The sequence below is a fragment of the Micromonospora sp. WMMA1923 genome, assembly GCF_049179195.1.
GTDB classification, from domain to species: Bacteria; Actinomycetota; Actinomycetes; order Mycobacteriales; family Micromonosporaceae; genus Micromonospora; species Micromonospora yangpuensis.
In genome coordinates this window covers 4,878,848-4,901,313 of record NZ_JBMHLZ010000001.1, presented here as the reverse complement: position 1 = coordinate 4,901,313, position 22,466 = coordinate 4,878,848, and the positions used below count along the sequence as shown (strand labels likewise).

At 71.9% G+C, this 22,466-nt stretch carries 13 protein-coding genes and 1 riboswitch; of the genes, 7 read left to right on the top strand and 6 right to left on the bottom strand.

All coding sequences use genetic code 11. From position 1 onward, the window contains the following. Nucleotides 1-170: 170 nt before the first annotated feature. Together ACN28G_RS22080 and ACN28G_RS22075 are read right to left on the bottom strand one after the other, a co-directional pair. Nucleotides 171-5,996, bottom strand: coding sequence for a ThuA domain-containing protein (locus tag ACN28G_RS22080; RefSeq protein WP_421480252.1), 5,826 nt, complete (start codon nucleotides 5,994-5,996; stop codon nucleotides 171-173). Between the two features lie 302 nt (nucleotides 5,997-6,298). Continuing rightward, the gene (locus tag ACN28G_RS22075; RefSeq protein WP_421480957.1) at nucleotides 6,299-10,882 is read right to left on the bottom strand and encodes a ThuA domain-containing protein; all 4,584 of its coding nucleotides are present in this window, start codon (nucleotides 10,880-10,882) and stop codon (nucleotides 6,299-6,301) included. Nucleotides 10,883-11,420: 538 nt separating this feature from the next. After that, nucleotides 11,421-11,529, top strand: a riboswitch (TPP riboswitch). On the opposite strand from ACN28G_RS22075, the gene thiE reads away from it, so the two are divergent. The 7 genes from thiE (at nucleotide 11,524) to thiC (ending at nucleotide 17,605) form a co-directional block, all read left to right on the top strand. Beyond that, nucleotides 11,524-12,147 carry a thiamine phosphate synthase gene (gene thiE / locus ACN28G_RS22070; protein WP_091443953.1) on the top strand — a complete coding sequence of 208 codons (624 nt, stop codon included), beginning with the start codon at nucleotides 11,524-11,526 and terminating at the stop codon, nucleotides 12,145-12,147. (Overlaps the previous riboswitch by 6 nt.) A 73-nt stretch (nucleotides 12,148-12,220) precedes the next feature. Further along, nucleotides 12,221-13,408 (top strand): glycine oxidase ThiO, encoded by a 1,188-nt coding sequence (thiO, locus tag ACN28G_RS22065; protein ID WP_421480251.1) that lies wholly within the window; start codon nucleotides 12,221-12,223, stop codon nucleotides 13,406-13,408. A 127-nt stretch (nucleotides 13,409-13,535) separates the two neighbouring features. After that, nucleotides 13,536-13,736, top strand: a complete 201-nt coding sequence (thiS, locus tag ACN28G_RS22060) for a sulfur carrier protein ThiS (RefSeq protein ID WP_091443949.1) — start codon at nucleotides 13,536-13,538, stop codon at nucleotides 13,734-13,736. Continuing rightward, nucleotides 13,733-14,524, top strand: coding sequence for a thiazole synthase (locus ACN28G_RS22055; protein WP_421480250.1), 792 nt, complete (start codon nucleotides 13,733-13,735; stop codon nucleotides 14,522-14,524). Before thiS ends, ACN28G_RS22055 begins: the two co-directional genes overlap by 4 nt. After that, nucleotides 14,521-15,189: a thiamine phosphate synthase gene (locus tag ACN28G_RS22050; RefSeq protein WP_421480249.1), complete on the top strand. Its 669-nt coding sequence runs from the start codon at nucleotides 14,521-14,523 to the stop codon at nucleotides 15,187-15,189. The genes ACN28G_RS22055 and ACN28G_RS22050 overlap by 4 nt, the downstream gene beginning before the upstream one ends. Then, on the top strand, nucleotides 15,186-15,995 hold the full coding sequence (thiD, locus tag ACN28G_RS22045; RefSeq protein ID WP_091443942.1) for a bifunctional hydroxymethylpyrimidine kinase/phosphomethylpyrimidine kinase: 810 nt from the start codon (nucleotides 15,186-15,188) through the stop codon (nucleotides 15,993-15,995). Before ACN28G_RS22050 ends, thiD begins: the two co-directional genes overlap by 4 nt. A gap of 17 nt (nucleotides 15,996-16,012) precedes the next feature. Further along, entirely contained in the window at nucleotides 16,013-17,605 is a 1,593-nt protein-coding gene (gene thiC / locus ACN28G_RS22040) for a phosphomethylpyrimidine synthase ThiC (protein ID WP_091443935.1), read from the top strand. A gap of 149 nt (nucleotides 17,606-17,754) precedes the next feature. Here thiC and ACN28G_RS22035 read toward each other — a convergent pair whose 3' ends face one another. The 4 genes from ACN28G_RS22035 to ACN28G_RS22020 all read right to left on the bottom strand — a co-directional run bounded on the left by ACN28G_RS22035 (nucleotide 17,755) and on the right by ACN28G_RS22020 (nucleotide 22,460). After that, nucleotides 17,755-20,322 (bottom strand): hypothetical protein, encoded by a 2,568-nt coding sequence (locus ACN28G_RS22035; protein WP_421480248.1) that lies wholly within the window; start codon nucleotides 20,320-20,322, stop codon nucleotides 17,755-17,757. Nucleotides 20,323-20,398: 76 nt separating this feature from the next. Then, entirely contained in the window at nucleotides 20,399-20,707 is a 309-nt protein-coding gene (locus ACN28G_RS22030) for a cupin (protein ID WP_421480247.1), read from the bottom strand. After that, nucleotides 20,704-21,654: an LLM class F420-dependent oxidoreductase gene (locus ACN28G_RS22025; protein ID WP_091447348.1), complete on the bottom strand. Its 951-nt coding sequence runs from the start codon at nucleotides 21,652-21,654 to the stop codon at nucleotides 20,704-20,706. The genes ACN28G_RS22030 and ACN28G_RS22025 overlap by 4 nt, the downstream gene beginning before the upstream one ends. A gap of 2 nt (nucleotides 21,655-21,656) precedes the next feature. Further along, nucleotides 21,657-22,460, bottom strand: a complete 804-nt coding sequence (locus tag ACN28G_RS22020; protein ID WP_091443920.1) for an ABC transporter ATP-binding protein — start codon at nucleotides 22,458-22,460, stop codon at nucleotides 21,657-21,659. Nucleotides 22,461-22,466: the final 6 nt, after the last annotated feature.

Below are 22,466 nucleotides of genomic sequence, written 5' to 3'. Positions count from 1 at the left end.
CAGGCAGAGGCCGGCGAGGACGGTGGCGGAACCCCAGCGGGTACGCATGATGTCGCTCCTCAGGTGAAACGAGCTGGTCAGGGCGGGGCGGGCGGGAAGAAGGGTCCGGGGGAAACGAGCGGGGTGCCCGCCCACCGCCGGTTGGCAGTGGACGGGCACCCCGGGGTCGGTCAGAGCTTGCCGTCGGGGGCGATCCGGGTCGGATCCTCCCCGAGGCGGCCAGCGCCGTCGACCTTGTTGCCGTCGTTCGCCTTGACTCCGGCCTTGCTGGCCGTGCCACCGAGCCGGACGATCATGGCGTCGGCGTCCCGGACCAGGGCTTCCCGAACCTCGGCGTCGGTCACCAGGGCGGTGTCGGCAGCGAGGGCACGGAACGCGGTCAACTGCTGGACCGCCCGCTTGTCGTTGCCGGCAGCCTCCGAGGTCCGGACCGCCGTCAGCTTGTTGGTCAGCTGGCGGTGGGCCTTGTTGGAGAGCCGCCCGGTCGCCTTGAACCGGTCGATCAGGTTCTGCATGTCGCGGAACGAGGTGGTGACGAAGAACCGTACCGTCGAGGTGGTCTTGTTGCCCGCCTTGTCGGTAGCGGTCACGGTCAGCTCGTGCATGCCGAGGGTGAGCTCGTACATGGCCTGGAGCGTCCCGCTGGCGTACGTCCTGCCGTCCAGCACGCCGGTGACGGTCTTGATGCCGGAGGTCGAGTCGACCGCCTGCCAGGAGATCCGTACGTCCTGGCTGTCACCGTAGAGCTGACCGTCGGCGATGCCGGAGACCAGCAGCGTCGGCTTGGTGCCGTCGATCTTGACGATCGCCGACTTCAGCGCCTCCACGTTGCCGGCGTTGTCGGTGGCCCGGTAGAGCAGCTCGTGCTGCCCGTCCCCGCTGATCTGGACCGCCTCGGTGTACGGCGTCCAGTCCCCACCGTCCAGCGACCACTCCAGCAGCTTGACCCCGGAACCGGCGTCGGTCGAGCTGAGCACCACCGGGACCGTACCGTCGTGCCAGCCCTCGTCGTTCGCGTTGGCGAACTGCGCGGAGCTGACCGGCGCGGTGGCGTCGATCTTGACCGTGACCGTCTTCGTCTCCTCGACGTTGCCGGCCTCGTCGGTCGAGCGGAACCGCAGCTCGTGCTCACCGTCCCCGGTGATCTCCACCGGCTCGGTGTACGCGGTCCACTCGGTGGCCCCGTCGAGCTGGTACTCGGTGCGCTCGACGCCGGAGTCGGCGTCGGTGGCGGTCAGGGTGACCGTCACCGGGCCGGTGTACCAGCCCTCGACCGGGGTGCCGGACACCTCGGCCGTCGTCACCGGCGCGGTGTCGTCGACCTGTCCGGTGGTGACCCGGAAGTAGTCGAACGACGCCGTCTTCGAGGCGGTCTGGTTGGCCCCGAGGGTGAACAGACCCACCTTCGGGGTGGCCCCCACGGCGGTGCTGGTCAGCGTCCCGAGCGTGGTCCACTCCTGGCCGTCGGCCGAGTAGGCGGCGGTGTAGCTGTTGCCGCTACGGGCCAGCCGCAGGTGCCAGACCGCCTGGGGCAGGTTGGCGGCCTCCGGTTGCGGACTCTGCACCGCCCCGCCGACCTCGCTGCGGAACTCGATCCGGCGGGAGACTGCCTGCCCGGCGGTGTTGTCCGCGATGAAGTCGAACTTGAGGTAGTTGTCGTCGTCCGCGTAGACCAGCAGACCGGCCTGCTGGTACTGCTCGTTCAGCAGGCTGCCGTCGACCTTCGTCTCCAGCGTCCAGTCGCCCGCCGGCGCGTTCTGCAGGATGAAGTTCGTCGGTCCGGTGTTGCCGGTGCCGTAGATGTCACCGTTGGGCACGTCGATGCGCAGCGCGCCGTCGGTCACCCGGTAGGCGGCGGCGTCCTCGCGGACGATCGCGTTCCACCGGCACTTGTCCAGGCTGTTCCCGGTGAACTCGTCCGACGGGGTCACCGGCTCGGCCGGAGCGTCGGGCGTGACCTGGAACCAGTCGAAGACCGCGTCCACCACCGGCGCGGTGGTGCCGCCGTTGAGGGCGAAGACGCCGATCCGGGGGTTGGTGATGCCGGCCAGCGCGGCCGAGCGGCCGACCGGGGTGAAGGTCTGCCCGTCGGCGGAGTACGCCGCGGTCAGGTTCGTCCCGTCGCTGATCATGCGCAGGTAGACGGTGTCACCGGCGGACCAGGCGGTCGCGTCGGCACCCTCGTTGCGCGGCGTCGCGGCGGTCTCCCGGATGAACTCCACCTTGCGGTTGCCGCCGTACAGCAGGTCAACCTTGGCGTAGTTGTCGTCGTCGCCGTAGACGATCAGGCCGGCCTGCTGGTAGTCGGCCGTGGTCGGGACGGTGACCTTCGTGGTGGCCTGCCAGGCCCCGCTGGGTGCGGGCTGGAGCACCAGGTTGGTCGCGTCGTTGCGGGTGCCGTACAGGTCACCGACGGCGGTGGGCAGCCGCAGCGCGCCCCCGGAGACGGAGTAGAGCTGGTTCTCCCGGACCACCGTCCAGCGGTCCTTGTCCAGGTCGTTGCCGAGGAAGTCGTCCGAGCGGGCACCGAAGCAGGAGGTGTTCGGCGCCTCCACCTTGACCTGGACGGTCGCGTACGCCTTCGCGCCCCGGTTGTCGGTGACCGTCAGGGTGGCGGTGAACGTGCCCGGCACGGTGTAGGTGTGGGTGGCGTTCAGCGTGTCCGCCGTACCGCCGTCACCGAAGTCCCAGGCGTACGTGAACGGGGTGTCGTCCTCGGTGTCGGTGGCCGTACCGGTGAAGGAGACCTCGACCGGCGCGGTGCCGGTGAGCGGGGTGGCCGTGGCGGTCACCGTCGGCGGCGCGTTGTCGGTGACGCCCTTGCCGACGAAGTCCATCCAGTTGACGTTGAACAGGCTGTTGGCACCCCCGGCGGGGTCCCGGGCCACGAAGAACAACGACCCGCCCGTGTCGGCGTCCGTCGGCACCTCCGCGGTGACATTGGTGTACGTCTGCCAGGCACCCGTGGTCGGCACGGTGGCCGTGGTGATCAGCGGACCGTCGGCGGCTCCGGCGCGTACCTCGATCCGACCGCCGGCGCCCTGTGCGGCCACCCGGAACCGGATCTGCTCGATGCCGGTCAGGTCGGCCGGGTCGACCGACCACCAGTCGCCGTCCTCGATGAAGCCGATGTTCTGCCCGCCGCCGGCGCTGTCGGAACCGGCCTCCCGGACCACGCCCGGGTCGCCGCCGCCGGTGGCACCGGCCACCCGGCCGGTGGCGCTGTAGTACTCGGCCTGCTTCTGCTTGGGCTGCAGGATCTCCAGGGCCCGACCGGTGAGCGGGGCGGAACCGCCGGTGCCGCCGGCGTCGGTGTAGGTCGCCTCCAGCACGGTGAAGACGTTGGCCTCGGCGCCGTGCCCGTCGGCGAGTTGGGTCTGCACCGTGCCGGTGCAGCCGGTGAGCTGGTCCAGCGGGTGGGCGTGCTCGTCGTGGCCGAGCAGCACCTGCAGGTTGACCTTCGCGCAGTCGATCTCCCCGTCCTCGGGGTCGGTCACCTTGATCGTGTACTTGACCTGGTCGCCCCAGTTGAAGAACCCGCCGTCCGGCGGGAACTCGATGGTGACGGTGGGCGCGGTGTTGCCGACGGTGACCGGCACGTTCGCTACCGCGGTACGCCCCGCCGGGTTGGTGACGGTGAGCTGCGCGGTGTAGTTGCCGGCCTCGGCGTAGGTGTGGGTCGGGTTGGCCTCGGTCGAGGTCTGCCCGTCACCGAACGCCCAGGCGTAGGTGAGCGTGCCGCCGTCGGGGTCCCGGGAACCCGCACTGGAGAACGTGACGGTCAGCGGGGCCGCCCCGGAGGTCGGATCGGCGGTGGCCGACGCGATCGGGGCCCGGTCACCGGCGACGTAGTCGATCCGGTAGACACCCGAGTTGTCGTTGTTGCCGCCGAAGCCGCTGCCCCACTCGATGAGGTAGAGCGCCCCGTCCGGGCCGAACTCGAAGTCCATCGGCCGGATGAAGGTCATCCCGACCAGCAACTGGTTGATGTCGATCAGGGACTTGCCGTCCTTGGCGACCTGGAAGGTGTACATCTTCGACTGGTTCCACTCGCCGAAGATGGCCTTGCTGTCGAAGTACGCAGGCCACTTGGTCGGCGAGGGGTTGTCGGCGTCGTACCGGTAGACCGGGCCGCCCATCGGCGCGCCGCCGCCACCGATCTCCGGGAAGCGCGGGTCCCCGCCGTAGCCGTAGTCGACGGTGGCCGCGATGGCCGGCGGCAGGTCGGTCAGGCCGGTGTTGTTGGGGGAGTTGTTCACCGGCGCGGCGCAGTCGAACTTGGCGCCGCTGGGGCCGGAGGGGAACTGGTAGTCGTTGTAGGCCTGGTTGTTGCCGTGGCAGTACGGCCAGCCGAAGTTGCCGGGCCGGTCGACGATGTTCCACTCCACCAGCCCGGCCGGGCCCCGGTTCGGGTTGGCCGAGCCGGCGTCCGGGCCGTAGTCACCGACGTAGAGCACGTCGGTGGCCGGGTCGATGCCGATCCGGAACGGGTTCCGGAAGCCCATCGCGTAGATCTCGGGGCGGGTCTTCTCGGTGCCCGGTGGGAAGAGGTTGCCCTCCGGGACGGTGTACGTCCCGTCGTCCTCCGGGTGGATCCGGAGCACCTTGCCGCGCAGGTCGTTGGTGTTGCCGGAGGTACGCTGCGCGTCGTAGTCCTGGCGTCCCGGCCGCTCGTCGATCGGGGTGTACGCGCTGGACTCGAAGGGGTTGGTGTTGTCCCCGGTGGCCAGGTACAGGTTGCCGGCCGAGTCGAAGACCATGCTTCCGCCCGCGTGGCAGCAGGTGTTGCGTTGGGTGTCGACCTGCAGCACGATCTTCTCGCTGGCCGGGTCGATGGTGTCACCGGTGACGGTGAACCGGGAGATGTAGTTGCGCGGCCCGCCGCCGGCGGGCGCGTAGTAGAGGAAGACCCAGCCGTTGGTGGCGAAGTCCGGGTCGAGCCGGATGCCGATCAGGCCGTCCTCGTTGCCGGTGAAGACGCTCAGGGTGAGCGCGGTGACCGTGTTGCCGGTGTCCGGCTTGACGATCTGCACCCGGCCGTCGCGCTCGATGTAGAAGACCCGGCCGTCCGGCGCGATGTCCAGTTCCATCGGGTTGCTGGTGTTGCTGTCCAGCGTGACCTTCTCGAAGCTGGAGGTCTTCGAGGCGGCGCAGTCGGAGTCGACCACCCCGGCCGCGGTCTGGATGCCCCCGAGCAGGTGGCGGAGGAACTCCGGCTCGGCGAACGACTCGTTGGTGTGGCCGCCACCGGTGTACCAGGACCGCCCGCCGTCGTACTCCTGGCACCAGGCGATCGGGTGGTCGGCGCCCATCGCGCCGGCGCCCGGGTTGTAGCTGGTCTCGTCCAGGCTGGACAGCACGTGCACGTCACCGCGCGGGTTGGTGCGGAAGTTGTACCACTCGTCGTAGCGGGACCAGCGCTCCGGCAGGTGCGCGGTGGAGTCGTGTGCGTGGTCCTCGACCTTGATGGTGGCCGTCTGGTTGGCCGGGTGGCCGGAGAAGTAGGCGCCGACGAGGTCGCCGTACCACTCCCAGCTGTACTCGGTGTCCGACGCCGCGTGCACGCCGGCGTATCCGCCGCCGCCCTGGATGTACCGCTCGAACGCGGCCTGCTGCCCGGCGTCGAGCACGTCACCGGTGGTGGATAGCCAGATGACCGCCTTGTACCTGGCGAGGTTCTCGTCGGTGAAGGCGGCGCCGTCCTCGGTGGTGTCGACGGTGAAACCGTTGTCCGCGCCGAGCTGCTGGATGGCCGCGATGCCGGCCGGGATGGAGCCGTGCCGGAACCCGGCGGTCTTGGAGAAGACCAGCACCGAGTACGGCTCGGCAGCCTGGGTTGCGGGCGCGGCCAGGACCGGGGCCGCCTTCGCGGCGGTGAGTGCGGTGGTGGGCGCGGCCTGGGCCGGCGCGCCGATGAGCGTGGTGGTGAGGGTGAGGGTGAGCAGAGCCGCGGGGAGGGGGCCCCGCGACGATCTGATACGGCGGAATAGGGACACAAGGTCTCCTCTGTCCGGGCTGGACGACGGGTGTCGGAGCGGACCGCCGAAGACCGCTCCGAGCTGACCCGACAGTGCTGACCAGGGGGCGCCGACCCACCGGACCGCGATTCTGTCGAATCGATGAACAAATTAGTTCCGATCTCTCCATGTCCGGCAAGGTGCAGCCCGGTAACGGTTGCGTAACGCTACGCCGCAATAGCCGCGAGTGCCTCCAAAGCAGACGAGCGGCCGGGTCGACGGGCGGTGCCCGCCCCCGTGGCGCTGATGGGGGCGGGCACCGGTGAAGCCGTCCGGTCCGGTCAGGAGGTGAGTCGGAAGTAGTCGAAGGCGGCCGTCTTCGGCGCGGTCTGGTTGCCGCCCAGGGTGAACAGCCCCACCTTCGGGGCGGTTCCGACGGCGGTGCTGGTCAACGTGCCCAGGGTCGTCCAGCTCGTGCCGTCGGCCGAGTAAACGGCGGTGTAGCTGGTGCCGCTGCGCGACAGCCGCAGGTGCCAGACCCCCTGGGTCAGCCCGGTCGCCTGGGGTTGGGTGCTCTGCACCACCCCGCCGACCTCGCTACGGAACTCGATCCGGCGGGAAACCGCCTGACCTGCGGCGTTGTCCGTGACGTAGTTCAACTTCAGGTAGTTGTCGTCGTCGGCGTAGACCAACAGGCCGCCCTGCTGGTACTGCTCGTTGAAGGTGCTGCCGTCGACCCGGGTCTGCACCGTCCAGTTGCCGGTGGAGGCGTTCTGCAGGATGAAGTTCGTCGGCCCGGTGTTGCCGGTGCCGTAGATGTCACCGGTGGGTACGTCGATACGCAACGACCCGTCGGTCATCCGGTAGCGGGCGGTGTCCTCCCGGACCACCGCGTTCCACCGGCACTTCTCCAGGCTGCTGCCGGTGAACTCGTCCGACGGCACCGTGCCGGTCGAGGTGTCCGGGGTGATCCGGAACCAGTCGAAGTCGGCGTTGACCACCGGTGCCGTGGTGCCGCCGTTGAGCGCGAACAGCCCGATCCGGGGGTTGCTGATCCCGGCCAACGCGGCAGACCGGCCGACGGTGGTGAAGGTCTGCCCGTCGGCCGAGTACGCCGCGGTCAGGTTCGTCCCGTCGCTGGTCAGGCGCAGATGGACGGTGTCACCGGTAGGTGCCGCGGTGCTGTCGGTCGACTCGTTGCGGGGCGTACCGCCGCTCTCCCGGATGAACTCCACCCGCCGGCTGCCGCCGTACACCAGGTCCAGCTTGGCGTAGTTGTCGTCGTTGCCGTACACCAGCAGGCCGGCCTGCTGGTAGTCGGCGCGGGCCGCCAGGGTGAGGCGGGTGGTGGCCTGCCAGGCCCCGCTGGGTGCGGGCTGGAGCACCAGGTTGGTCGCGTCGTTGCGGGCGCCGTAGAGGTCACCCGCGCTGGTCGGCAGGCGCAACACGCCTCCGGTGACCGAGGTCGAGGACGGGTTCTCCCGCACCCCACCGGACCACCGTTGCCGGTCCAGCGACGTGCCGGTGAACTCGTCGGAGCGCAGCGCCTGGCAGGACGGGGTGCCCGTGCCGTCCACCCGGATCTGCACGCTCGCCTGGCCCCGCGCACCCCGGCTGTCGGTGACCGTCAGGGTGGCGGTGTAGGTGCCCGGCGTGGTGTAGGTCCGGCTGGCGTTGAGGGTGCTGGCGGTACCACCGTCACCGAAGCTCCAGGCGTACGTCAACGGGGTGTCGCCGTCGGGGTCGGTCGCCGTACCCGTGAAGGCCACGGTCAGCGGGGCGGTCCCGCTGGTCGGGGTGGCCGAGGCGGTCACCGTCGGTGGCGAGTTGCCGCTGATCCCCGGACCGACGAAGTCCACCCAGTTGACGTTGAACAGGCTGCCGGTGCCCCGGTTCGGGTCCCGGGCGACGAAGAAGAGGCTGCCCTGGGCCGCCGCGCCGTTCGGGATCTGCGCGGTGACGTCGGTGTACGTCTGCCAGGCCCCGGTCGCCGGCACGGTGGCCGAGGTGAGCAGTGGGCCGTCGGCGGCTCCGGCGCGTACCTCGATCCGGCCACCGGAGGAGGCCGAGGCGGCCCGCAGGCGTACCGAGGTGATGCCGGTCAGGCTGGCCGGGCTGACCGACCACCAGTCGCCGTCCTCGATGAAGCCGATGTTCTGCCCGCCGCCGGCGCTGTCGGAACCGGCCTCCCGGACCACGCCCGGGTCGCCGCCGCCGGTGGCACCGGCCACCCGGCCGGTGGCGCTGTGGTACTCGGCCTGCTTCCGCTTGGGCTGCAGGATCTCCAGGGCCCGACCGGTCTGCGGTTCCGCACCGTTCGACCCGCCCCGGTCGGTGTAGGTCGCCTCCAGCACGGTGAAGACGTTGGCCTCGGCGCCGTGCCCGTCGGCGAGCTGGGTCTGCACCGTGCCGGTGCAGCCGGTGCGCTGCTCCAGCGGGTGGGCGTGCTCGTCGTGGCCGAGCAGCACCTGCAGGTTGACCCGGGAACAGTCGATCGTGCCGTCCTCGGGGTCGGTCACCTTGATGGTGTACGCGACCTGGTCGCCCCAGTCGTAGAAGCCGCCGTCCGGCGGGAACTCGATGGTGACGGTGGGCGCGGTGTTGCCGACGGTGATCGGCACGTTCGCCACCGCCGTACGCCCCGCCGGGTTGGTCACCCGCAGCTGCGCGGTGTAACTGCCGGACCGGGTGTACGTGTGGGTCGGATTGGCCTGGCTGGAGGTGCCGCCGTCGCCGAAGGTCCAGGCGTAGCTGAGCGTGCCGCCGTCGGGGTCCCGGGAGCCGGCGCTGGAGAAGGTGACGCTGAGGGGAGGTGCGCCGGAGGTCGGGGTGGCGGCGGCCACCGCGATCGGGGCGCGGGCCCCGGCGGTGTAGTCGATCCGGTAGACACCCGAGTTGTCGTTGTTGCCGCCGAAGCCGCTGCCCCACTCGATGAGGTAGAGCGCCCCGTCCGGGCCGAACTCGAAGTCCATCGGCCGGACGAAACTCATCTGGTCGAGGATCCGGTTGATATCCACCAGGGACTTGCCGTCCTTGGCGACCTGGAAGGTGTACATCCGCGACTGGTTCCACTCACCGAACATCGCCTTGCCGTCGAAGTACGCCGGCCACTGCCGACGCGACGACAGGTTCGGGTCGTACCGGTAGACCGGGCCGGCCATCGGCGCGCCGCCGCCGCCGATCTCCGGGAAGCGGGCGTCACCGCCGTAGCCGTAGTCCACAGTCGCCGGGATCGCCGCCGGCAGGTTGGTCAGGCCGGTGTTGTTGGGGGAGTTGTTCACCGGCGCGGCACAGTTGAACTTCGCGCCGCTCGGGCCGGAGGGGAACTGGTAGTCGTTGTATGCCTGGTTGTTGCCGTGGCAGTACGGCCAGCCGAAGTTACCCGGCCGGTCGACGATGTTCCACTCCACCAGCCCCGCCGGACCCCGGTTCGGGTTGGCGGTGGCGGCGTCCGGGCCGTAGTCGGCGACGTACAGGACGTTGGTCTTGCGGTCGATGCCGATCCGGAACGGGTTGCGCAGGCCCATCGCGTAGATCTCCGGCCGGGTCCGGGCGGTGCCCGGGGCGAAGAGGTTGCCGCTCGGGACGGTGTACGTGCCGTCGGCCTGCGGCCGGATCCGGAGCACCTTGCCGCGCAGGTCGTTGGTGTTGCCGGCGGTACGCTGCGCGTCGTAGTCGGCCCGCCCGCTGCGCTCGTCCAGCGGGCTGAACCCGCCGGAGTCGAACGGGTTGGTGTTGTCCCCGGTGGCCAGGTACAGGTTGCCGGCCGAGTCGAAGGTCATGCTCCCGCCCATGTGGCAACAGGTGTTGCGCTGGGTGGGGATCTGCAGGACGACCTTCTCGCTGGCCGGGTCGATGGTGTCACCGTTGGCGGTGAACCGGGACAGGTGGTTACGGGACCCGCCGGCGCTCGGCGCGTAGTAGAGCCAGACCCAGCGGTTGCTGGCGAAGTTGGGGTCGAGCCGGATGCCGAGCAGACCGTCCTCGTTGCCGCCGAAGACGCTCAACCGCAGGGCGGTGACCGTCCGGTTGGTGTCCGGCTGGATGATCTGCACCCGTCCGTCGCGCTCGATGTAGAAGACCCGGCCGTCCGGGGCGATGTCCAGCTCCATCGGGTTGCTGGTGTTGCTGTCCAGCGTCACCTTCTCGAAGTTGGCCGCCCGACCGGCACCGCAGTCGGCGTGCACCGCCCCGGCGGCGGTCTGGATGCCACCGAGCAGGTGCTGCAGGAACTCCGCGTTGGTGAAGGAGTCCTGGGTGTGCCCGCCGCCGGTGTACCAGGACCGGCCGCCGTCGAAGCTCTGGCACCAGGCGATCGGGTGGTCCGCGCCCATCGCACCGGCACCGGGGCTGTAGCTGCGCTCGTCGAGCGAGGCCAGCACCTGCACGCCCCGGGCCCGGGGGTTGGTGCGGAAGTTGTACCACTCGTCGTACCGGGACCACCGGTCCGGCAGGTGCCGGGTGGACTCGTGCTGGTGGTCCTCGACCTTCACGGTGGCGGTCTGGTTGGCCGGGTGGCTGTTGAAGTACGCGCCGACCAGTTGGCCGTACCAGGCCCAGTCGTACTCGGTGTCGCTGGCGGCGTGCACGCCGGCGTAGCCGCCACCGGCCCGGATGTAGCGCTCGAAGGCCGCCTGCTGGGTGGCGTTCAGCACGTCACCGGTGGTCGACAGCCAGATGACCGCCTTGAACCGGGCCAGGTTGGCGTCGGTGAAGGCGGCGGCGTCCTCGGTGCTGGTGACGGTGAAGTTGTTCGCCGCGCCGAGCCGTTGGATCGCACTGATCCCGGCCGGGATCGAGTCGTGCCGGAAACCGGCGGTCTTGGAGAAGACCAGCACGGCGTACGGGTCCGCCGCGGCAGCCACCGCCGGCTCGGCCTTCGTGCTGGCGGCTGTCGTGCTGCCGGCTGTCGTGGTGCCGGTCATCGTGCTGCTGGCCTGGACGGTGCTGGCCTCGGCGGCGGTGTTCGCCTGGGCCGGGGCACCGCCCAGGGTGAGGGTGAGGACGAGCAGCGCCACCGGCAGGGGGCTGAGCGCTGCTCGTCCACGACGAGATCGGGACACGGAGTTCTCCTCTGTCCGTACGGGACGGGCTGGAGTGGTGGATGGGTCACTCCGAGTCGATCCGAGTGCTCGTTCCGGGCGGGCGAGGGTACGCGGCGGCGCGAAGCCGAATCGATTCACCTCAATTTGCGTTCGTCGATCAATTTCCAGCAAGGTTCCTGGTTGTTACGTTTCGATAACAACTGTGCCTGAAATTGGTGCAAGTCAATGCAGATCGCCATCTTTGTCATTTCAGGCGGCGGTCCGGACCTGGCCGACCGCCCTCAGTGGAGGCCGCTGGCGCTGCGGAGTGGCGGCGGCTTTCGCTGCGGGGGTGGCGGCGGCTTTCACTGTGGGTCGGAGCCGGCGGAGCGGCAGGGTGGGGGTTGGCGGAGCGGCGGAAACGACGTACGGTGACACCCGACGAACCCACGGGAGCCCGGTGTACCGGGCTGAGAGGGGGGCTGCAGCCCCCGACCGTCGAACCTGATCCGGGTAATGCCGGCGCAGGGAGGAGTGTTGCCGTGCCGTCCCTGGGACGACTGCATCTGATCACCGACACCCGCCCCGGGCGGCACCCGCTGGCCGTGCTGCGCGCCGCGCTCGGCGTCGCCGGCAGCGACCTCGTCGTGCAGGTCCGGGTGACCGACGAGGCCACCGACCGCGAGGCGTACGACCTGGCTGGACGGGTGCTCGCGCTCTGCGCGCCGTACCGGGCGACCTGCCTGGTCAACGACCGGCTGCACGTGGCGCTGGCGATCGGCGCGGCCGGGGGGCACGTCGGCGCCCACGACCTGCCCGTCGACGCGGCCCGTCGGGTACTCGGCCCGCAGGCGGTGCTCGGGGCCACCGCCCGGGAACCGGTCACCGCCCGCAGCGCCGTCGCCGCCGGGGCCAGCTACCTGGGGGTCGGCCCCTGCCACCACACCTCCACCAAGGACGGGCTGCCCGACCCGATCGGCCCGACCGGCGTACGGGCCGTGGTCGCGGCGGTCGACGTACCGGTGATCGCGATCGGCGGGGTGACCGTGGCCCGGGTGCCGGCGCTGCGGGCCGCCGGGGCGTACGGGGTGGCGGTGGTGGGGGAGCTCTCCGCCGCCGCCGATCCGGCCCGCGTCACGGCTGAACTGCTCCGGGGCCTGTCGTGAGTCGCGCTGCCGGGCCCGTCGTGCTGCCCGTCGTGCTGCGGGGCGTGGTGCGGGGCGTGGTGCGGGGGCCGTCGTGTTAGGAAGGGGCCCTTTTACAACAGAAAGCGATAACAGGGGGCCCTTCCTTGCACCCGAGGAGGTGGTGGTGGTGGGGGGTGGGGTGATCGGGCTGGCGGTGGCGTGGCGGTGTGCGCAGCGCGGGGTGCGGGTCAGGCTGCACGATCCGGCGCCCGGGTCGGGGGCCTCGCACGTCGCGGCCGGGATGCTCTCCCCGGTCGTCGAGGCGCACTTCGGCGAGGACGAGCTGACCGGGCTGCTGGCCGACTCGGCCCGCCGCTGGCCGGCATTCGCCGCCGAGCTGACCGGGGCCACCGGCGTCGACCTGGGCTACCGCACCGACGGCACCCTCGTGGTCGGGCTGACCGGCGACGACCTGGCCGAGGCGCGACGACTCTGGTCGTACCAGGAGGGGTTGGGGTTACCGATCACGCCGCTGCGCCCCTCGGAGTTGCGCCGACGCGAATCCGCGCTGAGCCTGCGGGTCCGCGGTGGGGCGTTCGCCGCCACCGACCACCAGGTCGACCCGCGTCGGCTGGTCGCCGCGCTGCGCACCGCCGCCGAGCGGGCCGGGGTCGAGATCGTCGACAGCGGGGTCACCGCGCTGTCCCGGCGGCCCGGTCGGGTGACCGTGGTGGCGGCCGGCACCGGCGCGGCGGCGTTGACCGGGCTGCCGGTCCGCCCGGTGAAGGGACAGATCCTCCGGCTCCGCGCGCCCGACGGCGCTCCGCCGGGCTTCCGGCACGTCATCCGGGGGTACGCCGACGGCGAGCCGGTCTACCTGGTGCCCCGCGCCGACGGGGAGGTGGTGGTCGGCGCCACCGTCGAGGAGCGCTCCGACACCGCCGTCTCCGCCGGCGCGGTGCTGCGGTTGCTGCGCGCCGCCGTCGACCTGGTCCCCGAGCTCGCCGAGTACGACCTGGTGGAGACGGTCGCCGGGTTGCGCCCCGGCACGCCTGACAACGCCCCGGTACTCGGCCCGTTGCCCGGTCGGCCGGACGTGGTCGCCGCCACCGGGCATCACCGGCACGGCATCGTGCTCACCCCGGTCACCGCCGACCTGATCGCCGACCTGGTGACCACCGGGGTCGCCGACCCGCTGCTCGCCCCGTTCCGCGCCGACCGCTTCACCGTACCCGTCGGGTCGATGGCACCTGCCTCGTCGTCGGTCCCGGCCGAGCTGCTCCGGGGCCTGTCGTGTTAGGAAGGGGCCCTTTTACCTCAGAAAGCGATAAAAGGGGGCCCTTCCTTGCACCGGCGGGGGTGTCGGTGCGGGCTGGGTCGGTGGCGGCTGTCGCGGTCGGTGACGCCCGATCGATCGAGGAGGAGAGATGGACGTGACGGTGAACGGTGCGGCCCGGACGGTCGACGTCGGCCTGAGCGTGGCCGATCTGGTCCGGGAGGTCACCACCCAGCAGCGCGGCCTGGCCGTCGCGGTCAACGGCGAGGTGGTGCCGCGTACCGGCTGGCCGGACACGGCGCTGCGCGACGGCGACCGGGTCGAGGTGCTCAGCGCGGCGCAGGGCGGGTGAGCGCGGTGTCGAACGACTCCGACCTCGTCCTCGGTGGCCGGACCTTCGGGTCGAGGCTGATCCTCGGCACCGGTGGCGCGGCCAACCTGCACGTGCTGGAGCAGGCGATCCGGGCCTCCGGCACCGGCCTGGTCACCCTGGCGCTGCGCCGGGTAGACACCGCGCCCGGCACCGCCGGTGGACTGCTCGACCTGCTCGACCGGTGCGGGGTGCAGCTGCTGCCCAACACCGCCGGCTGCTACACCGCCGCCGAGGCGGTCAAGGTGGCCCACCTGGCCCGGGACGCCTTCGACACCGACTGGATCAAACTGGAGGTGATCGGCGACGAGCGGACGCTGCTGCCCGACGGGGTGGAGCTGCTGCACGCCGCCGAGGAGCTGGTCGCCGACGGGTTCACCGTGCTGCCGTACACCAGTGACGATCCGGTGCTCGCCCGGCGGCTGGCCGACGTGGGATGCGCGGCGGTGATGCCGGCCGGCTCGCCGATCGGCTCCGGCCTGGGCATCGGCAACCCGCACCACATCCGGTTGATCCGGCAGAGCGTCGACGTACCGGTGATCCTGGACGCCGGTGTCGGGACCGCCTCGGATGCCGCGCTGGCGATGGAGCTGGGCTGTGACGCGGTGCTGCTGGCCAGCGCGGTCACCCGGGCCGTCGACCCGGTGGCGATGGCCACCGCCATGCGGTACGCGATCTCCGCCGGCCGGTTGGCCCACCAGGCCGGCCGGATCCCCCGCCGCTCGCACGCCCTGCCGTCCACCCCCGACGAGGGACGGCCCGAGCTGTGACCCCGCCTACCCGTGCCGCCGGACCGGGCGTCGCCGTGCCGTCGGGGGTGGTGGTGCTCACCGACCGGCGGGTGGCGCGACGGCCGCTGCCCGAGGTGGTCGCGGCGGCGGTGGCCGGGGGCGTGCGGTGGGTGGTGCTGCGGGAGAGGGACCTGCCCCGCACCGAGCGGGTCGCCCTCGCGGTCGCGCTGCGCCCGGTCCTCGACCAGGTGGGCGGGACGCTCGTCGTCGCCGGGGCCGACGCGCTCGACGGCGACGCCGTGCACCTGCCCGCCGCCGGCCCGTACCCGCCACCGCCGGTCCGGCTCGTCGGCCGGTCCTGCCACGACGCGGCGGAACTGGCCGCGCTGACCAGCGAGGACTACGTCACCCTGTCGCCGGTCTGGCCGACCGACAGCAAACCCGGGTACGGCCCACCGCTGCGTCCCCGCGGACTCGCCGAGCTGGTCCGGACCGCCCCGGTACCGGTGCTGGCCCTCGGCGGGATCCAGACACCCGAGCAGGTGACCGCCGCCGTCGAGGCGGGCGCGGCGGGGGTGGCGGTGCTCGCCGCGGTGATGCGCGCCGACGATCCGGCCGAGTCGGCGGCCCGCCTCACCCACGCCTTCGGTGCCGCCGTCCGGCAGGTACCCGGCCCGTACCCGTCCCGCGGAGGAACAGAGTGACCCCCACGACCGTCCTCACCATCGCCGGCTCGGACTCCGGCGGGGGTGCCGGCATCCAGGCCGACCTGAAGACCTTCGCCGCGTTGGGCGCGTACGGCACCAGCGTGATCACGGCGGTCACCGCGCAGAACACCCGGGGCGTCGACGGGGTGCTGCCGTTGCCCCCGCAGACCGTCGTCGAGCAGCTCGACAGCGTACTCGCCGACTTCACCGTCCGGGCGGTGAAGACCGGCGTGCTGGGCACCCCGGCCGTCGCCGACGCGATCGCGGATGCCGCCCGAGCCGGGCGGCTGCCGCAGCTGGTGGTCGACCCGGTGCTGGTGGCCACCAGCGGACACCGGCTCGGGATCACCGCGGCGGTCGAGCGGCTGCTGCCGTACGCGCTGGTGGTGACCCCGAACTGCGCGGAGGCCGCGGCCCTGACCGGCGCTCCGGTGACCACTGTCGACCAGATGGTCACCGCCGCCGAGACGCTGGCCGCCCGGGGACCCGCCCACGTGGTGGTCACCGGAGGCGACGTGGACGCCGACGGCGAGTCGGTGGACGTGCTTGTCGACGCCGGGGGCACCACCCTGCTGCGCGGACCGCGGGTGGCCACCGGCAACAACCACGGCACCGGCTGTTCGTTCTCGGCGGCGATCGTCGTCCGGCTGGCCGCCGGTGACCCGGTGCCGACGGCGGTCGCCACCGCCAAGGAGTACGTCGCCCGCGCGCTGAGCGGTGGGCGGGACTGGAAGTTGGGCGCGGGAGCCGGTCCGTTGGACCACTTCGGCTGGTCGTCGGCCCCGTCGTCGCGTCCTTACTGATCGACAGGGAGGCTGTCATGCAGGCACGTCGCAAGGTCTACGTCGAGGGGTCCCGCCCGGACGTCCGGGTGCCGTTCGCCGAGGTGGAATTGGCCGGGGACAACCCGCCGCTGCGGCTCTACGACACGTCGGGGCCGGGCTCCGACCCGGAGGTCGGGCTGCCGGCGCTGCGTGGACCGTGGATCGCCGAACGCGCCGACGTGGCTCCGGCACGGGGTGCGGGGACGCCGCTGGTGGGCCGGGACGGCCGACGGCCGACCCAGCTCGCCTACGCCCGCGCCGGCGTGGTGACCCCGGAGATGGAGTTCGTCGCCATCCGGGAGGGGCTGGCGCCGGAGTTCGTCCGGGACGAGATCGCCGCCGGCCGGGCGGTGCTGCCGCTCAACGTCAACCACCCGGAGTGCGAGCCGGCGATCATCGGCAAGGCGTTCCTGGTCAAGGTGAACGCCAACATCGGCACCTCGGCGGTCACCTCCTCGGTGGCCGAGGAGGTGGAGAAGCTGACCTGGGCCACCCGGTGGGGCGCGGACACCGTGATGGACCTGTCGACAGGCAAGCGGATCCACGAGACCCGCGAGGCGATCGTGCGCAACTCGCCGGTGCCGATCGGCACCGTGCCGATCTACCAGGCGTTGGAGAAGGTGGGCGGCGACCCGGTGAAGCTGAGCTGGGAGGTGTTCCGGGACACCGTGATCGAGCAGGCCGAGCAGGGCGTGGACTACATGACGGTGCACGCCGGGGTGCTGCTGCCGTACGTGCCGCTGGCCGTGGACCGGGTCACCGGAATCGTCTCGCGCGGCGGCTCGATCATGGCCGCCTGGTGCCTGGCGCACCACGAGGAGAACTTCCTCTACACCAACTTCCGTGAGCTGTGCGAGATCCTGGCCCGTTACGACGTGACCTTCTCCCTCGGCGACGGACTGCGCCCCGGCTCCATCGCGGACGCCAACGACGAGGCCCAGTTCGCCGAGCTGCGGACCCTCGGCGAGCTGACCAGGATCGCCTGGGAGTACGACGTGCAGGTGATGATCGAGGGCCCCGGGCACGTGCCGATGCACAAGATCAAGGAGAACGTGGACCTCCAGCAGGAGTGGTGCCACGAGGCCCCGTTCTACACCCTCGGCCCGCTGACCACCGACATCGCGCCCGCCTACGACCACATCACCTCGGCCATCGGCGCGGCGATGATCGGCATGTTCGGCACGGCGATGCTCTGCTACGTCACGCCGAAGGAGCACCTCGGGCTGCCGGACCGGGACGACGTGAAGGCGGGCGTGATCGCGTACAAGATCGCGGCACACGCCGCCGACCTGGCCAAGGGCCACCCGGGCGCGCAGGCCTGGGACGACGCGCTGTCCAAGGCCCGGTTCGAGTTCCGGTGGGAGGACCAGTTCAACCTGTCGCTGGACCCGGAGACCGCTCGCGCGTACCACGACGCGACACTGCCGGCGGAGCCGGCGAAGACCGCCCACTTCTGCTCGATGTGCGGCCCGAAGTTCTGCTCCATGAAGATCACCCAGGAGCTGAAGGAGTACGCCGCCCGTGGCATGCGGGACAAGTCGGCGGAGTTCCAGTCCGCCGGGTCCCGCGTCTACCTGCCGCTCGCCTGACGTCCGCCCCGTTACCTTCTTGATCGTCGGGACCCTCGCTCTCGCTCCGTACCCGACCGGGTTGTAGATCTTGGACACTTACCGTCCTATGTGAACGGTAGGTGTCCAAGATTCACCTCGGGGCCTGCTTTGGCAGGGGAGTTGGGGGTCTAGTCGCGGTGGTGGCGGCCGGGGGAACGCAGTGAGCGCTGGCCGTCCTCCGGGGCCGGGCGGCTGAGGCCGGCGACCCAGTCGACGTACTCCTCGTCGGGCGCCGGCAGTGCCGGCTCCGCACGCTCGTCCGGCTGGTCGGCGGAGGCGGCCTTCTCCGTCCGGTTCCGGATCAGGCCGAACAGGCCCCGCCGGTTACGGAAGCGGCCGGTGCCCGAGTCGACGTCGGAGTCCTGCTCGGTGGCGGCGTCAGCGGTGTCGGACTCCCCGGCACGGGCACCGGCCACCGTGGTCCGGCCCGTCCGTGGTCCGGCCGAGGTCTCGGCGGTTCCGGTCGCGGTGTCCGGCGCTCCGGTCGCGGCGCCCGGTGTTCCCGGCTCGGCCGGGCGTTGGGTAGGCGTACCCGGGACTGCCGGTGCGCTACCCGCTGCCGGACCGGCCAGCGGCGTGGCGGCCTTCGGTGGGGTGCTCCCCGCGCTGGTGGCGTCCGCGCTGGTGGTGTCCGGGCTGGTGGTGTCCGCGCTGGTGGCGTCCGGGCTGCTGGTTCCCGGGAGGGTGGTGTCCGGGCTGCTGGTTCCCGGGACGGTGGTTCCCGGGACGGTGGCGTCCGGTGTGGTCGTCCGCCACTCCGTTCGGCGGGGCGGGACGAAGGCGTTCCAGGAGCTGACGCCGCTCAGGTCAGGCAGCCGCGCGACCTGGTGCCGGGGATACGGCGCGACCTCGGCGGCGTCGGCCGGTTCGAGTGGCACCCCGGTGGGGGCCGGCCAGGTCAGTTCCGGCCGGTCCAGCTCGTCGACCGGTCCCGTCTCGACACCGGGCCCGGAGAAGAAACCCGCCGTTGCGGCCGCTGGGCTCCGGTCGTCGTCGGTCGCGGCACCGGCGGAAACCTCTGCGCTGATGGCGGATTCGGTGGCTGCGGTCCCGGCCACCGTGGGCTTGACGGCACCGGGGTCGACGGTGTCGGCCTCAGCGGCGGCGATTCCGCTGGTGGCGGGCTCGGTAGCCGGTTCCTCGACAGTACCGGGCCCGGCGAACGTGGAATCGGCGAGCGTGGCATCCGTCAACGTGGCATCCGTCAACGTGGGCTCGGCGGGCATGGGCGCACCGCTGACGGGAGAGCCGTCACCCGTGGGCTCACCGCCCGTGGGCCCCTCGCGAAGGGACTCGGGCGCCGGGAACACAGGGGCCGCAGATTCGGGGGCCGGGGATTCGGTGGTCGGGGGCTCGCTGATCGTCGCCTCGCTGGTCGTCGTTGCGCTGATCGTAACCTCGCCGGCCACCGCCGCGCTGTCCGACGTACCGCTGGTCACAGCCTCGCCGGCCGGCGGGAAGTGGGCAGCCGGGGTCGGCGATTCGGGTGAGCTGGCGGTGTGGGTCGGACGGGGGGTGACGGTGCTGGCCGAGGTCGGCCAGTCCCAGTGGGCAGGTGCCGGCCGCACCGACGGGTCGCCGGAGCGGGGCCCCGGCCCGGGTCCCTCACCGGTGCCGAGCGCCGGATCATCACCGATCGCCGTACCGGTGGACCGGCCTGATCCGGTGCCGACCGTGACCAGGTCGGCCGGGCTGTCGGTGCCGGCCGCCGTAGTCGGGCCGGTGGGCGGGTCGGTGGCGGTGGGCAGGGGCTGGAGGATGTCGGTGGGTTCGATCGCCTGGCCGGACCGGGTGGCAAAGGCCGACCAGGGCCGCCGGGCGGTGGCGAGGGCGGGTCGCCACGCGGCGGTCGGTGGCCAGGGCAGCAGGGCGGCCGCGGTGGCACCGAGTGCGCCGGTGGCGACCGCGATCAGGGCACCGAGGTACGGCGCGGCCTGGTACCGGTCGACGGCGGCACCCGAGCCGGCGGCCAGATAGGCGCCGGCGACCAGCACCGGACCGGCCACTCCGGTAGTGACGCCGACCAGGGGCGGGTGGCCATGCCGGCGGGCCAGCCCGCCGGTGGTCGCGCCGACGAGCAGGGCCAGGACGGGCAGCAGCAGCGGGGCAAGGCGCTGCGCGGCGGCGGCGTCGAGCCAGGACGGCTCCAGCACGCCCAGCCGTACGGTGGTCAGTGGTCCGGTCGTGAAGATCGACGGTACGACCGAGAGCAGCGCGAGCAGCCAGAGCAGGCCGGCCGTGGACGCCACGTTCCAGCCCAGCGGCGGGTGCAGTTGCCGGGCGAGCGCGGCGGCGGTGCCGACGACCGCACCGAGCACGGCGCAGACGGCGACGGCCCAGACCGGGTCGACCCCGTCGAGTCGGGCGCTACGTGCCGGTTGCATGCAGAGCGGGGCGACCACCAGGGCGCCGAGCCCGGCGACACCGGCGATCGACAGGTGCACCGGCGTGCTGGCGGGCAACCCACGGCCACGGCGCAGCCGGTCGGCGAGGGCGGCACCGGCGGCGGCGGCGAGCGCCGCGCACCAGCCGACCCAGACGAGCTGGGCGGGCCACCGGTTGACGGTGTCGCCGACGGGCACGCCGGTGAGGCGGATGATGCCGAACGCGTACCCGATGCCGAGCTGACCGGCGCCGGTCAACACGCTCACCCCGACGGCGGCGAGCAGCAGCCTGCCCCAGGTCCGAAACGCCATGTCCGGCACGTTACGGCCCGGTGGGACCTACCGCCACCTCCGCGAAAGCGCGGCGCGGCGGTGTCCGGCGGCGGGTCTACTTGAGCTCGACCAGGCGGGCGAGATACGTCGTATCTCCGACATTTGTCAGCATGTGAACCGCACCCGGATCGCGGTAGACCACCCCACCGGTCGGCTCGTCGGCGTCGATCCGGGTGCCGTCGACGGTCTGCACCATGTTCTTCGCGCCCTGTACGGCGATCACCAGATACGGGTGGTCGTGGCGGTGCAACGGCTGCCGCTCGCCCGGCTCCAGCCGGATGTGCCAGACCCGGACCCGGTCGTTCTCGTACACGATCTCCTGGCCGACCGGGCCGAGTTCGGTCTCCTGGCTGACGTCGGTCATCGGACTCCGTTCAACTGGGGGAGCACCTCGGCGGCGATGAGCTCCAGGTGGTCGAGGTCGGCGAGGTCGATCAGGCGCAGGTGCACCCGGGTGGTGCCGACGGCGGCGAACTCGCCGAGCCGGTCGACCAGCTGCGCGGGGGAGCCGACCACCGGGTCCTCCGGCGGCAGCGCGCTCTTGACGTGCAGCGGGGCGGCCCGACGCTCGGCCTCGGCGTCGGTACGTCCGATCGCCACCACTACCCCGGCGGAGAGCACCAGCGGCTCCCGCCCGGACTCGGCGCGGCCGACCCGGTCACAGGCCTCGCGTACCCGTTCGTAGGTGGCGGCCGTGTCGGCGACGGTACGGAACGGCATGTTGAACTCGTCGGCGAAGCGGGCGGCCAGCTCCGGGGTGCGCTTGGGGCCCTTGCCACCGACGATGACCGTGGGGCCGGGCGTCTGCACCGGTTTCGGCAGGGCGGGGGCGTCGACCAGCCGGTAGTGGTCGCCGGTGAAGCTGAACGTCTCGCCGACCGGGGTACGCCACAGTCCGGTGATCACTTCGAGCTGCTCGGCGAGCCGGTCGAAGCGTTCACCGACGGCCGGGAACGGGATGCCGTACGAGGTGTGTTCCCGCTCGTACCAGCCGGCGCCGATGCCCAGCTCGACCCGGCCGCCGCTCATCTGGTCGACCTGGGCGACCATCAGCGCCAGCGGACCGGGCAGCCGGAAGGTGGCCGAGGTGACCAGCGTGCCGAGGCGGATCCGGCTGGTCTCCCGGGCCAGCGCGGCCAGGGTGAGCCAGGCGTCGGTGGGACCGGGCAGGGGCTGCTCGGCGCCCATCGACTGGTAGTGGTCGGCGCGTAGGAAACCCTCGAACCCGCCGGCCTCGACCAGCTGGGCGAAGCGGAGCTGGTCGTCGTAGCTGGCGCCGCGGTGCGGCTCGGTGAAGATGCTCACCCGCATGGTCACGATGCCTCCGCTCCGGCCGACGCCACCGCGGCGACCTCGTCGGGAGCGTGCCGTTCCATCAGCAGCTCGTGCAGGTCGGCGCTGACCCGGGCCACGTCGGCCAGGTGCGCGTTGCGGCCCAGCGAGCGGGGGCGCGGGATGTCCACCTCGACCACCTTGCGAATCCGGCCGGGACGCGGGCTGAGCACCACCACCCGGTCGGCGAGCAGCACCGCCTCGTCGATCGAGTGGGTGACGAAGACGATGGTCGCCCGGGTCTCCATGTGCACCCGCTGGAGTTCACCGGAGAGCTCCTCCCGGGTGAGCGCGTCGAGCGCGGAGAACGGCTCGTCCATCAGCATCACCCGGGGCTCGCCGATCAGCGACCGGCACAGCGACACCCGCTGCTGCATGCCGCCGGAGAGCTCGTGCGGCAGGCGCTTCTCGAAGCCGGCCAGGCCGGACAGCTCCAGTAGCTGCCGGGCGCGGTCGCGGTGCTTGGCCCGACTCCACCCGAAGATCTCCACCGGCAGCAGGACGTTGTCCAGCACCGTGCGCCAGGGCAGCAGCGCCGGCCGCTGGAACAGCATGGCGATGTCCCGGCGCGGCTTGGTGATCGGCTTGTCACCCACGGTGATCTCGCCCGCGGTCGCCGGCAGCAGGCCGGCGACCATCCGCAGCAGAGTGGACTTGCCGCAGCCTGAGCGGCCGAGCACCGCGACGAACTCGCCCTCGGCGACGTGCAGGTCGATGCCGCGCAGGGCCTCGACCCGACCGGTGCGCCCGGTGAAGGTTCGGGACACCCCGGAAAGTCGGATCATGCCCGG

Bases quoted from the DNA above. Each gene is read 5' to 3' on its own strand.
- ACN28G_RS22075 (WP_421480957.1), bottom strand. From the start codon at position 10,882: ATGACCGGCACCACGACAGCCGGCAGCACGACAGCCGCCAGCACGAAG.
- ACN28G_RS22025 (WP_091447348.1), bottom strand. From the start codon at position 21,654: ATGCGGGTGAGCATCTTCACCGAGCCGCACCGCGGCGCCAGCTACGAC.
- ACN28G_RS22020 (WP_091443920.1), bottom strand. From the start codon at position 22,460: ATGATCCGACTTTCCGGGGTGTCCCGAACCTTCACCGGGCGCACCGGT.
- ACN28G_RS22030 (WP_421480247.1), bottom strand. From the start codon at position 20,707: ATGACCGACGTCAGCCAGGAGACCGAACTCGGCCCGGTCGGCCAGGAG.
- thiC (WP_091443935.1), top strand. From the start codon at position 16,013: ATGCAGGCACGTCGCAAGGTCTACGTCGAGGGGTCCCGCCCGGACGTC.
- ACN28G_RS22035 (WP_421480248.1), bottom strand. From the start codon at position 20,322: ATGGCGTTTCGGACCTGGGGCAGGCTGCTGCTCGCCGCCGTCGGGGTG.
- thiS (WP_091443949.1), top strand. From the start codon at position 13,536: ATGGACGTGACGGTGAACGGTGCGGCCCGGACGGTCGACGTCGGCCTG.